The sequence below is a fragment of the Dinghuibacter sp. genome (assembly GCF_035492835.1).
In the GTDB taxonomy this organism is placed as follows: domain Bacteria; phylum Bacteroidota; class Bacteroidia; order Chitinophagales; family Chitinophagaceae; genus Dinghuibacter.
The window spans coordinates 1-16,499 of the sequence record NZ_DATJIY010000249.1; the positions used below are offsets into that span (position 1 = coordinate 1).

Here is a 16,499-nt window from a genome sequence, read left to right on the forward strand (position 1 = left end):
CGCGGTTGTCGTCGACTCCTTCTGCAGCACCACGCGCATCTGCGAAAACGCATACCCCGCGTCCTGTATCGCGCACAGCGACGCCCACTGCGACGCTTCGAGGTTGCGGACCTTGTAGAGCTTGCGCACGTTGATGACGAGCACCCCGTCGGCGACGCTGGCGGTCGTGATAAAGCTCCCGCAGTCGTTGTCGACGGTGCGGTTGAGCCGTGGCAGGCCTTTTACGGTATACCCGTCGGGGACCTTGAAGGTGATGGAATATAAGAACGTGCGGGGATAGCCGACGTCGACGGGCATGGTGCGGGTGCGCTCGTCCTTGGCGATACGGGGCTGGCGGCCGATCAGCGCGGGCAGGGAAAGGATGATGTCGTCGCCCGCGGTGGCGGTGAGGCCACCCAGGACAAAGCTTTCCTCGTATTGGAGGTTCTGGTTCTTGAAGCTGCGGCCGTCGTCCTTGACCTTGAAGTCGGTGTATTTCTCGACGCTGGCGTTGTATTCGGCCTCGGCCTCGGCCTTCATCATCTTGGGCTTGTCCTCCTTCCAGTCCTTTTTGGCCTGGGAAAAGTCGTTCATCGCCTTCAGGGTCTGGTTGGGGTTGAGGCCTTCCCACATGCTCGATCCGTCGTAGTTCCGCGGGTCGTTTTCCATGAAGGGCGTCAGGGCCAGGGCGTCGCCCTGGAGCTCGTTTTTGGACAGGCCCTTGACCTGTACCGTCTTGTCGCAGGCGATCCGGTCGAGCGCCTCCCCGTCGAACGAAGCAGCCACCTTTGTATAAGTCATGTTGTCCGCGGTGTCGGTCATGGGCAGCACCTCGGTCTTTGCCGCCACGGCGGAACCCTTGTAATTAAAGCTCACCGCGGTGTTCCCGATCAGCGACTGCCGCAAATCCTGCGGGTTGCGGTGCTCGCCCGGGTTGGTATAAAAATGTCCTTTGTACCGCACGACCCAGTCCAGCTCCTGGCTAAAGGCTACCTTGTCGAGGTCGCACAAGGAATTGTAGGGTGTGACCAGGATGTCGTGGTCGAGCTTCCGCCGGGCCAGCAGACCGGAGAATACCTTGGCAAAGGCGTAGTCGCTCCAGGCGTTGTAGAGCGTCCGCGCGCGGATGGTGTAATAGGCTTTGCGGACGTAGTCGTCGTCCTGCTGGTCGGTGATCCCGCGTTTTTTCATGTCCTTATAAAGGGCGTCGATGGTGGCGCCGATGCCCATGCTCAGACCGCCGGCGTAGTCGCCGGTGTTCTGGACCTTCCCGGTCTGGAACCAGAAGGACTTGGCCTTTTCGGCGAGGTCCCTGACCGGGATGTCGTTTTGCATGTCCGCCGCGCTCTTGAACCAGATCAGGTCGCGGCTGCCGTTGCGGGCATAGACCACCTGGAACTTGACCATGGGGTACTGGCGGAAGTCGTCGACATAGCGGGTATCCTTGCGCTTGTCGCGGTTGTCGTCGACCCAGCGATAGACGTGCGTGGAGCCGTTGTTGCTTTCCGTAAAGCTGGGTGCGCCCTTCAGGCTCTTATAGGTCACGAAGTAGTGGTCGTCCTCGGTGGATATCTCGATGATCTGGCGGGCGACGGGCATGTCCCGGTTACACAGGTAAAACACCGGGTCGAACTCCATGTATTGCGGGTTCCGGCTGTAGTTCTTGGAATTGTAGTGGCGGAACTGGTACTCGATGACGTCGCCCTCTTCCAGGTCGGGGATGGCGATCTTGTAATAGTCCGGGCGGTAGACCGTGGACACGTCGGGCTCGGTATAGCTTCTGAAGACACCGGGTACCGAACGGACGTCCTCGACGTGTACCGCGTCCTCGAGGTCCACCGGCACCAAAGACCCGTCTTTCTTGATGACGCGCGCGGCAAAGGCGTCGCCGTCGGTGGTCTGCCGGAAATACAGGATGGAATATTTGTCGATGGCTGCCTTGTCCTTAAGGAGGATCTTGCGCCGTTCGGTTTCCTCGACGAGGATGTGGGCTTCGTTGCGGAGGTTTTCGCCGACGATCGACCAGCCAAAGGTAAACGGCGCCAGGGCCAGGCCGAGCATGTTACGGCCGATACGCTGGCCGACGCTCACGCCTTTTTTGTCGAAGTTAAAGGTCGTTTTCTGGCAGAGGATGACCGCGCTCTCGTCGGACCATTTAAACGATGAAGAAGAAAAGTCCGCGTCAGCGCCCAGCAGGGAATCGGACTTTATGTTGGCGGCGTTGGTCTGGAGCTCCCTGGGAGAGATGCGCTCCTGGGCGCAAACGCCAACAGGAAGCAGGATCAGCATATATATGAAGCGACGCATATACTAAAGGTTGACGGAAATATTATTCCTATCAAAGGTTTTAATGGAATTGAGAAAATCCTTCCAGGCGGCAAAATCGCCGGTCCGGATCACGGGCGACGCGATCTGGAGCTGTTTGGTCAGGTAGACCGTGTGGTTCTTCATCACGTACTTGGCGTTGATGGAATCCTGTTGGAAGGACGCGGTGAAAACGGGCGGCAAATAGCGCGGTTTGGCTCCGGCCGGCAGCTCCAGCGAAATCTCCGAACGGTCCAGCATCACCGAGTTGATGTCGATCGGCGTCTGCCGGTCTTCGGCCGGGACAAAACGGGTGATGGAGCCGGGGAAGAAGTCGATCCCGAGGTAACACGTCTTTTCGACCTCGGTGACCTGGTTGGCGATCGCGATGTCCCCCTGGATGACGATGGGCGTATCCCGGTTCTTGAAGTCGGACGTTACAATATTCGTAGCCTCGGTGTTGGCAGAACCCAGCTCCACGAGGTGCTTAATAAAATCCTTCTTTTCGTCGGACGGGATGCTGTGGTAGATGTAGTGGAAGAGGTTCTTGGTCTCGCCATTAAAAGTCAGCGTGACGTGACCATCGATCGTGTCGCCCTGGAGCTTGAGCACGGCGCGTGTGAGCACCAGGTTACCGCTGGGATCGGCCGCGGGCACTGTTTCCAGCTTGTAGGTGTCGCCGTTTTCGACGAGCACCGATTTGCCCTGGATACGGTAGGCGTTGATCCCCATCGGGGCGTATTTTTCGGTGCCGTCCAGGAAGTACGTCTTGCCGCCGAGATACAGCACGCAGATGGCGTGATTGGCAACGCAGATCGATTGCACGGAAGAAAAATCGTAGGGGATGTCCCGGGTACCGATCCACGAGAAGTGGGCGTCATAACCCGCGAGCTTGAGCATCTCGGTCATCAGGTTAGCCATACCCTTACAATCGCCGTATTTATTTTTATACACGTCCTGCGCGGTCATCGGTACAAAACCGGCATAGCCTTCCTCGAAGGCCAGGTAGCGGATGTTGTCCTGAACCCAGTAGTAGATCGACTTGACCTTGTCTGCGTCGGTGGTCTTGCCGGCGGTCAGCGAAGCGACCAGCGGTTTCAACGTCGTCGTATTGTTGGAGCATTTGCGGTAGAGGTAGTCGTTCCAGGCGTAGAGATCGGCCAGGGTCTTGAACCCGTTGAAGGTTTTCTGGTTCACCGTATAGCTGCGCACGGTGACGACCAGGTGGGGCAGGAAATACGGTCGCGCGAGCGACGACCCTTCTTCCCTGACGCCCTGGAGGTCGGAAGCGGTATAGGTATAGGTGACCTGGTTCTTTTCGCGTTTGACGTCCTTTTTGATCTTGTACCCGTCGAAGTTCTCCTCCTGGATGTCCAGCTGGAGCCACGAAGGAACGGTGAAGCTGATCGTGTGCTGGCGGACGGGATAATATTCATGGAAAAACAACCGCGTCAGGTACTTCGCGTCGGAGTATTCCTGGACGTACTTGAACCGGCAACGCTGTCCGTTTTGCTCGGCTAAAAAACCGTATATCTCGCCATAGGCGTCGTCGAGGTAGATGTCGTCGTCGGTCAGGGAAGTTTTGACGGGCTTGTAGCGCTGGCTTTTAAAGTTGTTCCCGTACCAGATCAGGAAGTCGTAGTCCTTGACCTGGATGAACTGGTTACAGAACACCATGTAGCCCATATAGGCCTTGTCCTGGACGGCGGCCATGTCGACCTGACCCTTGGCGGTGGCGGTCACGATGGGGGCGCCCTGGATACCCTTGGCGGTGGAAAAATCGATGTTCTCCTGGATGAGGGAAGCGCCGAACTTGGCCTTTTTGCTTAGTTTTTTGAGCGCGGCGGCGTCTACATAACCCTGTGGGTCAGGCGTTTGCATTTGTGCTTGGGCAGCCTGGAGGATAAGCAGGCAGGTCAGCCCCGTGAGCAGCTGTTTCATGTACAGAAAGGATATTGGGAGACTAAGATAAGCTTTCTCCCGGGATTTCCTTCTGTGTCTCAGGAATTTCCGGTTCACGGACGGGCAGGCTGACGATAAAAACGGACCCTTCCCCCGGCTCCCCGGAGGCGGAGATCATACCGCCGTGCTTGTCCGCGATCTTTTTACAGATCGCCAGGCCGATCCCCGTACCCTCGAACTGGTCATAGCTGTGGAGGCGGCTAAAGAGGGAGAAGATCTTGTCGGCGTACTTCTGCTCGAAACCGATGCCGTTGTCGCGGACGGAGATCTCATAAAACCCGCCGGCTTCCGCGGAAGCGGTGATCCGTATGCGCGGGGGCACGTCCGGCCGGCTGAACTTGAGGGCGTTGATGATCAGGTTCTGGAAGAGCTGCCGGATCTGGGACGGGATGACGCGTAAAACGGGCAGCGGCTCGACCGAAACCGAGGCGCCCTTTTGCTCGATGGATACCTCCAGGTCGCTGATCAGCGCCTCCACCAGGACGTTGAGGTCGGTGACTTCAAAGGGATCGGAGTCCACCGATGACCGGGAATATTCCAGTATGTTCTTTATCAGGATTTGCATGCGGGAGGCGGCCCGGCTGATCTTGTCCACATAGCCCTGGCCGTCGCCGTCGAGCTGGTCGTTCTTGGACAGGAGCCGCTCGCTAAAGAGCATGATCTTGCGCAGGGGTTCCTGGAGGTCGTGGCTGGCCGCGTAGGCGAACCGCTCCAGCTCCTCGTTGGTGCTCCGGAGCTGAAGGACGTTCTCCATCAGCTGCTGGTTGAGCTGCATCAGGTGCTGCTCCTGCTGGCGGAGCTGGTGGTTTTTGCGGTACAGCTCCACGAATACGCTCACCTTGGTACGGAGCAGGTCGGGGTTGATCGGCTTCTTTATATAATCCACCCCGCCCATGCGGTAGCCGGTGAACATGGTTTCCTCGGTATAGTCGTTGGCCGTGATGAAGATGATCGGGATATGCCGCAGGATATCCCGCTGGTAGATCAGCGTGGCGGTCTCGAACCCGTTCAGCTCGGGCATTTGCACGTCCATCAGGATCAACGTGAAGTCCACCTCCTTGAGCAGGATGCGCAGGGCCGCGCGTCCGCTCCGGGCCTTGTACAGGCTGTACCCGTCGGGTTCGAGGATGGCTTCGATCGCGAAGAGGTTGTCTTCGCGGTCGTCAACGAGGAGCAGCTTTATGTCGGGTTTGCGGTCGTTCATGGGTGTGGTGCCAGACTATTTATATAGCCAAATCCGCATCAAAGATAATAACTGGTCGATTTTTACGGGCTTGGTAATATAATCGGAGGCCCCGGCTTCAAGACACTTTTCCCGGTCCCCCTTCATCGCCTTGGCGGTCACCGCGATGATCGGCAGGTGGGTGTTCTTGTGCTCCCGCCGGATCTTCTGGGTGGTTTCGTATCCGTCCATTTCGGGCATCATGATGTCCATCAGGACCATATCGATGCCCTGCTCCTCTTCCAGGAGCTGTATGGCGTCCTGACCGCTCTCGGCGGTAATGGTGTTGATATTGTATTTCTCGAAGGCGGTGGTCAGGGCGAACAGGTTCCGGACGTCGTCGTCCACGACGAGGACCTTTTTGCCGGCCAGGACCTCCTCCTTGAGCCGGAGGTTTTCGATGATCCGCTTCTTGTCGACCGGAAGCTCCCGGTGGTCCAGGTGGAGCTGGGTCACCACCTCTTCCAGCAACAGCTCCAGGGACTGGACGTTCTTCAGGAGGATGTTGTTGGCGTATTTCTTGAGCAGGGTGCGCTCCTTGGCGGTGAAGTCGCGGGCTGAGTAGATGGTGAGCGGCATGATCTTCCCGCCGCGGATGGCGTGGATCTCCGTTACCAGGTCGAGCCCGTTCATGTCCGGTACGCCGTAGTCCACGGTGATCCCGTCGTACGGGTGGAGCCGGATCAGCTCCAGGGCCTCCTGGCCGGTGGACGCCAGGGTCAGGTGGACCTGGTCGCCCAGGTCGAGCATCTTGGCGATCTGGGAGGAATCGAGCTCATTGTCCTCGATGATCAACAGCTCCCGCGTCTTCACCGGGTTGAAACCGTTGATTTCGTCCATCAACAAGGTCAGCGTTTCGGCGCTCAGGGGTTTGAGGTGGAAGCTCCGCGCGCCCCGGTTCATGGCCAGGCTGCGGTTTTCCTCACCGCTGATGAGGTGGATGGGGATGTGCCGGAAGTTGATGTCGCTCTTGAAGAGGTCCAGGATACGCCAGCCGCTGGCGTCGGGCAGCTTGACGTCGAGCGTGACGGCGCACGGCAGGAATTTATTGGCCATGCCAAACACTTCCCCGTAGTGTGTCGCTACGACGCCCTTGAGCCCTTGCTCGTGGGCTTTGTCGAGCATGATGCGGGCAAAACGGAGGTCGTCCTCCACGATCAGGACTACTTTATCCCCGACGGAAATATTGTTCCGGTCGTCGCCGGCGTCGTTGATGATCTCGTTGACGTTCTCCAGGTCGCGGTCGGGGAGCTTTACGGTGGGGACCACGGTCGAGCCCTCGATGGCGTATTCGCTGATGACCAGGCTGGAGGGCTTTTCTTTCTTCATCAGGGCCGGGTTGTAGTCTACCGGCAGGAAGAGGGTAAAGGTGCTCCCCCGCCCTACTTCGCTGTACAGGTCGATGGTGCCGCCCAGCAGGTCGGCAAGGCCGCGGCTGATCGACAGCCCCAGACCGGTGCCCCCGTATTTCCGGGACGTGGAGCCTTCCGCTTGCTGGAAGGCCTCGAAGATGATGTTCTGCTTTTCCTTTTGGATACCGATGCCGGTGTCCCTGATCTCGAAACCTACGACCGCTGGCGCCTGGTCGAGGGCGGGCAGGCTGGTTTTCCAGTCGCCCTTGGCGGCGGCGAAGATGCGGAGCCGTACTTCGCCTTTTTCGGTGAACTTGAAGGCGTTCGACAGGAGGTTCTTGAGGATCTGGTTGAGTCGCTGGATGTCGGTTTTGATCTGATTCGGGAGGCTCCGGTCGAGGTCGATGACAAAACGCAGGCTCTTGCTCTCCGATATGTGTTTAAAAGTGGTCTCGACAAAGGACATGATTTCCCCGAGCCGGACCAGCGTAAAGTCGGCCGAAATATAACCGGATTCGATCTTGGATAGGTCGAGGATGTCGTTGATCAGCTGGATCAGGTCGTCGCCGCAGCTGTGGATGGTCTTGGCGTAGCGGACCTGTTTTTCGCTGAGGTTGCCCTCGGAGTTCTCGTAGAGCTGTTGCGCCAGGATCAGCAGGGAGTTCAGCGGGGTACGCAGCTCGTGCGACATGTTGGCCAGGAACTCGGATTTGTACTTGGAGGTCAGGGTCAGCTGTTCCGCTTTTTCTTCGAGCGAGCGGCGGGCTTCCTCGACTTCCTTGTTCTTGTTCTCCACCTCTTCCTTTTGCTTGACCAGGAGGTGGGCCTTGTCCTGGAGCTCTTCGTTGGCGCGGCGCAGCTCATCCGCCAGCGACGTGGACTGTTCGAGCAGGTGCTCCGTCCGGGAGTTGGTCTCGATGGTGTTGAGCACGATCCCGATGGACTCGGTGAGCTGGCCGAGGAAGTCGAGGTGGGTTTCGTTAAAGGTTTCGAAGGACGCCAGCTCGATGACCGCTTTGATCTCTTTTTCAAAGAGCACCGGCAGGACGATGAGGTTCAATGGCGTGGCGTCGCCCAAACCGGAGGTGATGCGGATATAGTCCTTGGGTACGTTGGACAGCAGGATGCGTTCCTTTTCCAGGGCTACCTGGCCGACCAGGCCTTCGCCAAGGGCGATCTGCCGGTCGAGGCTGAAGTCGTGCTGGCCCGCGTAGGTGGCGAAGAGCCGCAGGTGCGGTTTTTCATCCTGTTCCAGGATATAGAACATGCCGCGCTGGGCGTTGACCACCCGGGCGAGCTCGGAGAGGATGCGCCTGGTCACGGTGTTCAGGTCCTTCTGGCCCTGGAGCATCTGCGTGAACTTGGCCAGGTTGGACTTCAGCCAGTCCTGTTCCTGGTTCAGCAGGGTGGTTTCCTTCAGGTTGGCGATCATCTGGTTGATCGTATCCTTGAGCTCTTCCACCTCACCCTTGGCCTCCACGCGGATGGTCCGGGTAAGGTCGCCCTTGGTCACCGCGGAGGCGACCTCGGAAATGGCGCGCACCTGGGTCGTCAGGTTCTGGGCGAGCTGGTTGACGTTTTCGGTGAGGTTCTTCCAGATACCCGAAGCGCCGGGTACGCTGGCCTGACCGCCCAACCGGCCTTCGACGCCGACCTCCCTGGCCACGGTCGTGACCTGGTCGGCAAACAGCGCCAGGGTATCGATCATCTCGTTAATGGTATCGGTGAGCTGCGCCACTTCCCCGCGGGAGACGATGGACAGCTTTTGTTTCAGGTTCCCCGTGGCCACGGCGGTGACCACCTTGGCGATGCTGCGCACCTGGGCCGTGAGGTTGGAGGCCATCTGGTTGACGGAGTCGGAAAGGTCTTTCCAGATACCGACCGCGCCGCGGACTTCGGCTTGGCCGCCGAGCTTCCCGTCCGTACCCACTTCGCGCGCGACGCGCGTTACCTCGAAGGCAAAGGAGTTGAGCTGCTCCACCATCGTGTTGATGGTGTTCTTGAGGTCGAAGATTTCGCCCTTTACGTCGATGGTCACCTTCTTGGACAAGTCGCCGGAAGCCACCGCCTTGGTCACTTCGGCGATGTTGCGCACCTGGTCGGTCAGGTTCCCGGTCATCTGGTTGACGGAGTCCGTCAAGTCTTTCCAGGTACCGGCGACGCCCGGCACGAAGGCCTGGCCGCCGAGCTTTCCTTCCGTGCCCACCTCACGCGCGACGCGCGTCACTTCGGACGCGAAGGCGCGGAGCTGGTCCACCATCGTATTGAGGGTCTCTTTGAGCTGCAGGATTTCGCCGCGCACGTCCACCGTGATCTTCCGGGACATGTCCCCGTTGGCCACGGCGATGGCGACGTCGGCGATGTTCCGCACCTGGTCGGTGAGGTTGCCCGCCATCTGGTTCACGGAGTCGGTGAGGTCCTTCCAGGTACCCGCGACGCCGGGCACGTGCGCCTGGCCGCCGAGCTTCCCTTCCGTACCCACCTCACGCGCGACGCGGGTCACTTCGGAGGCGAAGCCGCGGAGCTGCTCCACCATCGTATTGATCGTATTTTTCAGCTCGAGGATTTCCCCTTTGACGTCCACCTCGATCTTACGCGACAGGTCGCCGTTGGCGACCGCGGTGGTGACTTCGGCGATGTTGCGCACCTGGTCGGTGAGGTTGCCCGCCATGACGTTCACGGAGTCGGTGAGGTCCTTCCAGGTCCCGCCGACGCCGGGTACGTTGGCCTGGCCGCCGAGCCGTCCTTCCGAACCGACTTCGCGCGCCACGCGCGTAACTTCCGAGCCAAAGGAGTTGAGCTGGTCCACCATCGTGTTGATGGTGTTCTTGAGCTCGAGGATTTCCCCCTTTACGTCCACCGTGATCTTGCGCGACAAGTCGCCCTTGGCCACCGCGGTAGTTACCTCGGCGATGTTGCGCACCTGGGCCGTCAGGTTGGAGGCCATCTGGTTCACCGACTCGGTGAGGTCCTTCCAGGTACCGCCGACGCCCCGCACCTTCGCCTGGCCGCCGAGCTTACCGTCGGTACCGACCTCGAGCGCCACGCGGGTCACTTCGGAGGCAAAAGAGTTGAGCTGGTCCACCATCGTGTTGATGGTGTTCTTGAGCTCCAATATTTCGCCTTCTACGTTGACCGTGATCTTACGCGACAAGTCGCCCCGGGCCACGGCAGTGGTCACTTCGGCGATGTTGCGCACCTGGGCCGTGAGGTTGGAGGCCATCTGGTTCACGGACTCGGTGAGGTCTTTCCATACACCCCCCACCCCGGTCACCTTGGCCTGGCCACCCAGTTTCCCTTCGGACCCCACTTCCGTAGCTACGCGCGTCACTTCCGACGAGAAGGAGTTGAGCTGGTCCACCATCGTGTTGATGGTATCCTTGAGCTCGAGCACTTCCCCTTTTACGTCCACCGTGATCTTACGCGACAAGTCGCCGCGGGCCACGGCGGTGGTGACTTCGGCGATGTTGCGCACCTGGGCGGTGAGGTTCCCCGCCATGATGTTGACGGAGTCCGTCAGGTCCTTCCAGGTCCCGCCGACACCGGGCACGTTCGCCTGACCGCCGAGCCGTCCTTCCGAACCGACCTCGCGCGCCACGCGCGTTACTTCGGAGGAGAAGGAGTTGAGCTGGTCCGCCATCGTATTGATGGTATTCTTGAGCTCGAGGATTTCCCCCTTTACGTCCACGGTGATCTTTTTGGACAAGTCGCCCTTGGCGACCGCGGTAGTCACTTCCGCGATATTCCGCACCTGGGCCGTCAGGTTGCCCGCCATCAGGTTCACGGAGTCGGTAAGGTCTTTCCAAACCCCGCCCACGCCGTCGACGGTCGCCTGTCCACCCAGCTTCCCTTCCGAGCCCACTTCCCTGGCCACGCGTGTCACTTCCCGGCTGAACAGGTTCAGCTGTTTCACCATGCCGTTCACCTCCCGCGCGATCCGGGAGAACTCCCCCTGGAGCACGTGGTCCCCGATCTCCAGCGGCATCTGCTGCCCGAGGTCGCCCTTGGCAACGGAGCTGATAACCCCGGCTATCTGGATAGTCGGATGCACCAGGTCGGAAATGAGTGTATTGAGGGATTCGACGCCGTTACGCCATTCCCCTTTGGAGAACGGCACGTCGATGCGGTGGTTGAGCTTCCCTTCCTTACCGATGGTGTTGGAGGCTTTCGTGAATTCCTGCGTCATCCGCTCGTTCATCTCGATGATGTCGTTGAGGACGTCGCAAATCTTCCCCTTGGTGCCCACCTGGTCGAAGGGCATACGCGCCTGGAAGTTGCCGTTGCGGACCTCCAGGAGGACCCGCAATAGTTCTTTGTCGATGTCGCCGGATTTTTCCGCGGTTTCTCCGTTAGTGTAAGCGGGTTCTTTTGCTAGGCTCATAAGGATTATTGAACCTGTTTCTGTTACAAAGTGTATACCGGATTGTGCGTCATGCCTTCCTCACGCGGTTGCACCTTCTTCCCGGGCGGGTGCTTGGGTCGCATCTTCTCCCCCTCCGGGCGGGTGCTTGGGTCATCTTCAAGCCGTGTTCTCTGCGAGAAAAACGGCTTTCAGACGACCCAAGTCCCCGCCCTACCGTGCTTCGGGCGCCGCCCCGCCGGGCTGGCCGGGCGCCGGGGCAACAAAACCGAAGCGGCGGCAACTTAGAAGTCGAACTCCCGCCGCGCGATATTCATGCGGAACCCGACGGTGTAGAAAAATACCGACGAGTTGGGCTGATTCCAAACGTTGTAGGAACGGTGGGTGAGGCTGAGGTCGATGAAGGCGTTGTCGAACAACTCCCAGGAGGCGTTGAAATTCAGCGTGGTGCTGTGCACAGGGATACCGGAGCCGATCTTCCAGCCGTTGTCGCGGGGGCGGGAATTATAGCTGCGGAAGACGTCGCCGCCGTCGTTCTGGCCGGCGGAGTCGAGACCCTGGAGGTAGTTGATGACCTTGCCGGACAGGTAAAGGCGGTTGATGGGCTGGTAGCGGGCCAGGAGGATGAATTCACGGACGCTGGCGCCCAGCGGATGGGCCAGGGGCTGGTCGTAGTGGGTGAGGTTGGTGACGCTGTCGAAGTTTTGGTACGTGAAGGGTCGTATTAAGTTGACTTCGCCCTGGAGGTCGAAGTTTTTGATACCAAGGGCGTCGATGTATTTGATCCCGCCCTGGAGGGCCTGTTTGTTGGCGAAGTTGCCGTCGCCGTAGTGGGCGATCTCGTGGATCTGGAATTCATCGATGAGCAGGGTGCCGTACAGCTGGACGTGTTTAAGCAGGTTGACCTTGGCGTCGAGAGCTATATTGGCCTTGCCGGAAGCGCCCAGGTTGGATTCGGCCGCCCGGTAGAAGATGATGGGGTTGAGGTAGCTGAGCTGGAGGCCATAGGTCCCGTCTTCCATGATGTTCTCATAGAACCCGAAGTTGAGCCACTTCCAGGGCTGGACGCTCAGGTGGTGGATCGCCATGTAGTTTTTGGGGCGCTCATCCCGGGCGACCTGCGGCACGGACTGGATGGTTTCAGCGATGATCATTTCGTAGTTCAGCTTCCAGATCCGGGTGCTGAGCCGCAGGAAAACATAGTCGTTGGCGAAGTCGCTCAGCATCAGGCTGCGGAAGCCATTGCCGATAAATAGCTTGTCATACGCGTACTGGACGTGGATATAGTCCTTGAGGAGGCTGAAGCTTACGCCCCCGCGGAAGTCGAAATAGTCATAGCCCACGCGGCCGTAGTCCTTCCAAAAACCAACACCGGGTACATTCCCATATTGTTTGACCCAGTTCCGGACGTAGAGCGGGTCGCGTTCCTGGTTGTCGGAGACGTACGTATAAAAGCCGAGTCTTTTCAGGATGCTGCCCCGGATATAGGCGCCGCGGGTGTTCATAAAGATCTGGCCGGTCCCGTCGTTGGCGTTCCCGATCTGGAGGTTCAGCACGGGGTCCACCCGGAGGGTGAAGTCCTTGGTATCCACGGCAAAAAGGTGCGCCGGCGTCTCGTAAAAGGTCTTGAGGATGGGGTGCTTGAGCTTAAACGAGTCGAGATAGCCCTGGGGCGCCCATTCATTGTTTTCCCTAAGGAAACTGCGTATATCGTAGCGGTCCACCTCGGAAAGCCTGCCGGGCAGGGCGCCCGCCTTGTCGAGGCTGTCGATATAAGCCACCCGTTCGGTGACCGTCTTCCGGTTGAAGGGTTTCACCGTGGAAAAAGACAGGGTGCTGTCATGCCCGAGCTTGATGTCCAATCGCTCCGTCAGGGTGTAATCCTTTGTGTTTAGCTCCAGGTTATCGGATTGGCAAACGCCCAGGAGGGGTGTCATCATCAGCAGGGCACCAAGAAGATAGTAGGTGTAGGGCTTCATAAGACAGTCTAATTCACGCGAAAATAGGGGAATTTTTACTGTTTGATAAAGGAAAGGACGTGCCGTACGCCGTCCGTAGTCAGCTGAAGATAGTACAACCCCGGCGCCAGCCCGGAAACATCCAGGTCGACCCCGTCACCCGGTTCCTCCACTTGTCGTTGTTGTACGGCCTGCCCTACAGAATTGTAGACAAAAATCCCCATATTGATGACCCGGTTGGGTATGGAAATGTGCAGGGTGCTTTGTGCCGGATTAGGGTAGGCCTTATACGACAAGGGGCCTCCGTCGCCGCGTAAAGCGACAATCGCGGAGTAGTTGGACCATCCGTCGTTATCCACCTGGCGCAACCGGTAATAGTTGGTCGTCCCGTCGATGGGGCTGAGGTCGGTGTAGCTGTAGCGCTCTTCGGTGACGGTGGTCCCGGCGCCGGTCACGGTACCGATGTCGTCGAAGTTCCGGGCGTCGGTCGAGCGTTCGATGGCGAAGTAAGCGTTGTCGGTTTCGCCGGCGGTTTCCCAGCTCAGGATATTCCCGGTTTTGGTGGCCGTCCCGGTAAAGCTCACGAGGCTGACGGGGAGCGGTATGATCCCTGCGAACGTAAAGTAGGAGCCCGAGGGAATTTTGTTTGAATTGACGGTGACCGCCCCCGAGCTCAGCGCGATCTGCTGGGTGACGTTGGTAAAGTTTGGGTCGGTGGCCACCAGGAGCATCGTCGCGCGGCTGCCGCTGTCCTGGGTGATCGAGATGTTCTGGTCGGTCCAGGCGGTTTTGCTGACGGCCCAGGTACGTTGCATGGTGTGATAGGTCGTACCGCCCACCGTGACCGTGCGCGTGAAACTGGTCGACTGCGCGTTGTCGCCCCAGATCATAAAACTCCGGTCCGTATTGATTGTCCCGTTATTCGCCGAATTTGTTGCGGCGATTGCCCTTACCCCCATGGTGACCTGGAAACCGGTGTTGCTACTCGTGGATTGCAGCTGGTCGAGCCCGGAATTGTCGTCCCGCGCGAGGCCCGCGATGTTGTTGGAGTACGTCGCCAGGGTGCCCGCGTTCCAGACCGTCTGGCTGGTTGATGACAGGTAGCTTTGCGGGCTGCTACCGCCGAGAGTAAACCCGTACCGGAGCGCCAGGTAGCTCCCGATCTTCTGGAGGTTGGCCGCGCTGAGGTTGGTGTTATAAATAATGACCTCGGCGATGTTCCCGTTCCAGGTGTCGTTCCCGTCCCAGGTCTCCGCGCCGATGGTGGCGGAGTTGAGGTTCGTATTCAGGTTTTCGGTGGCGCCGGTCAGCAGACTGCCCACCCCATAGATATCCACCGTCCCCCCGTTGCCTGCCCAGGTGGCCGTGAGCATGTTGGGCTGACCCGCCTGCCAGAACCCCGCGGTTGTCGTGACCGCGGGCCCGTTCCCCGATAGGAGCCCCTGGGTGTTCTGCGCCCCTATCGAGTAGCCGCCGCCGTTGCTGTTTTTCCCCATGGAAAGGATATACTGGGTGCCCGTCGTCGTGGCGGCGGTCCCGACGGTGATGACCGTGCGGGCGGTCTTGCCGGTCGGAAGACCCGTCAACGACAGGAAGTCGAGACTGGCGCCCCCGGAAAACCGGACGACGGGGTTGAAATTGATGTCGTAAGTGGCATCATCCTGGTACCGCGGCTCCGTGCCAAAAAGCTGGTAGGTCCAATTTCCACCCGCCTGGTCGATCCAGTACCAAATACTGCTACCGTCGGTCGTGGATGACGTTTGAACGTCTGCCCTAAGCCAGAACGTGCTGCCGGTAACGCCGCCGGGATTTTGTGCTGTGGAAGGAAAGGCATTCAGGAAAACAAACGCCAATAAAAGCAGGACGCATTGTGGTTGTGGTTTCACGGGGTCGGATTTAGTTGCAACAGGTAAGCTGGTGCAAGCAAACCCCGTCCTGGGCTACGTGGCGGTCACGTTGTCCACGCATAATCGCATGCCGGGCATACGTCGCGTGTTGGACACACAAAAAGAGGTAAGCTTAAACCGCCACAATAATATGTAAATTCTTTTATATGGCAATGGGTTCCCACCCTTTTTCATAGCTCCTTTGCCATAGCTTAACAGCCGCCTCGTCGTGGAGGATGTGGCCGTTGGCCGGATCGGTGTGTAGGACTCCGCTCGTTCGCTGGGCGATATTGGCCAATTGGCACAACAGGACGCTTTTGTAGCCCGACGAAACGGGCTGTGTGAGCTTCGCGGTCCCGCGGATGGTGTCGATGAAGTTCTGGAAATGGTACATGTCCAGGTTGCCGGTGGCGCTGACGGTGTTGGTGGGGTCGGCCTTGACGTCCGGGGTGACTTCCTTGACCAGTTTATTCTTTTTGTCGTAGATCTTGTAGTCCCCGCCGCCCAGGTTGACGAGCGAGCCCTCGTCGCCATAGATGATAAAGCCGCGGCTGGAGCCCTCTACCCCGTAGTTGTTACAGCTCCTGCCCTCCCAGGTGATGGACTTCTTGTCACCGAACTCGAATGTCGCGACCTGGGTATCGGGGGTTTGCCAATCGTCGTGGAAGGCATAGCGGCCGCCCGCCGAAACGACCTTGGTCGGGTAGTCCACGTCCAGGAACCAGCGGCAGCAGTCGATCTCGTGGGTGCCGTTGTTACACGCCTCGCCGGTCCCCCAATGCCAGAACCAGTGCCAGTTGTAGTGCACCAGGTTGTCCTGGTAGGGCATCCGGGGCGCGGGTCCCTGCCAGAGGTCGAAGTCCAGGGTCGCGGGGACGGGTATCTTTTTACCGACGCCGATCGACGCCCGGTTATTAGTGTACCAGGATTTGGCGAAATAGGTATGACCGATGGCGCCGCCGTGCACCTCCTGCACGGCCTGGATCAGCGTCGGCATGGAGCGCCGCTGGCTACCCATCTGGACGATCCGGCCTTCGGCGGATTTCACCAGCATTTCGCCCTCGTGGGGATTCTGACAGCAGGGTTTTTCCACGTAAACCGGTTTTCCCTGGGCCAGGCCCAGCAGCGCCGCCGGCGCGTGCCAGTGGTCGGGTGACGCGATGATCAGCGCGTCCATGTCCTTGCGTTTGACGAGCTCGCGGATGTCCCTTTCGAGCGTCGGTTTGCGGGACGCGTTTTTGAGCGCGTCAAAACCTTTCTTGATGGCGCCTTCCTCCACGTCGCAGATATACCCGACTTCCACGTTGGCCAGCTGCGTATAGCAACCCGCCAGGTAGGAGCCACGGCCGTTCAGACCCATGACGCCCACGACGACCTTGTTGGACGGCGCATTTTTTCCAAAAACGGGGAAATTCAGGATGGTTACGCCTGCGGCGGCGAGACTGGTGTCTTTGAGGAAGGTTCTGCGATGCATGG

Annotated in this window: 7 protein-coding genes; all 7 read right to left on the minus strand. The window is 59.2% G+C overall.

Annotated features, from left to right (window positions below; genetic code table 11):
• The coding region (locus VL547_RS22345; protein WP_325582150.1) for a hypothetical protein at positions 1–2,286 on the minus strand (2,286 nt) is incomplete at its 3' end.
• A 3-nt stretch (positions 2,287–2,289) separates the two neighbouring features.
• Positions 2,290–4,224 carry a transglutaminase-like domain-containing protein gene (locus tag VL547_RS22350; protein WP_325582153.1) on the minus strand — a complete coding sequence of 645 codons (1,935 nt, stop codon included), beginning with the start codon at positions 4,222–4,224 and terminating at the stop codon, positions 2,290–2,292.
• Between the two features lie 22 nt (positions 4,225–4,246).
• Complete coding sequence (locus VL547_RS22355; RefSeq protein WP_325582155.1) at positions 4,247–5,449, minus strand: sensor histidine kinase; 1,203 nt, start codon at positions 5,447–5,449, stop codon at positions 4,247–4,249.
• 15 nt (positions 5,450–5,464) lie between these two features.
• Positions 5,465–11,200 (minus strand): HAMP domain-containing protein, encoded by a 5,736-nt coding sequence (locus tag VL547_RS22360; protein ID WP_325582157.1) that lies wholly within the window; start codon positions 11,198–11,200, stop codon positions 5,465–5,467.
• A gap of 263 nt (positions 11,201–11,463) precedes the next feature.
• A complete protein-coding gene (locus VL547_RS22365) occupies positions 11,464–13,158 on the minus strand; it encodes a hypothetical protein (protein ID WP_325582159.1) in 1,695 nt (564 codons plus the stop codon).
• 35 nt (positions 13,159–13,193) lie between these two features.
• Positions 13,194–15,023, minus strand: coding sequence for a T9SS type A sorting domain-containing protein (locus VL547_RS22370; protein ID WP_325582161.1), 1,830 nt, complete (start codon positions 15,021–15,023; stop codon positions 13,194–13,196).
• 163 nt (positions 15,024–15,186) lie between these two features.
• Positions 15,187–16,499: Gfo/Idh/MocA family oxidoreductase (locus VL547_RS22375; protein WP_325582164.1), on the minus strand; the 1,313-nt coding region annotated here is incomplete at its 5' end.

Excerpts from the sequence above, each read along its gene's own strand:
- VL547_RS22350 (WP_325582153.1), bottom strand. The coding sequence starts at position 4,224 with ATGAAACAGCTGCTCACGGGGCTGACCTGCCTGCTTATCCTCCAGGCT.
- VL547_RS22355 (WP_325582155.1), bottom strand. The coding sequence starts at position 5,449 with ATGAACGACCGCAAACCCGACATAAAGCTGCTCCTCGTTGACGACCGC.
- VL547_RS22360 (WP_325582157.1), bottom strand. The coding sequence starts at position 11,200 with ATGAGCCTAGCAAAAGAACCCGCTTACACTAACGGAGAAACCGCGGAA.
- VL547_RS22365 (WP_325582159.1), bottom strand. The coding sequence starts at position 13,158 with ATGAAGCCCTACACCTACTATCTTCTTGGTGCCCTGCTGATGATGACA.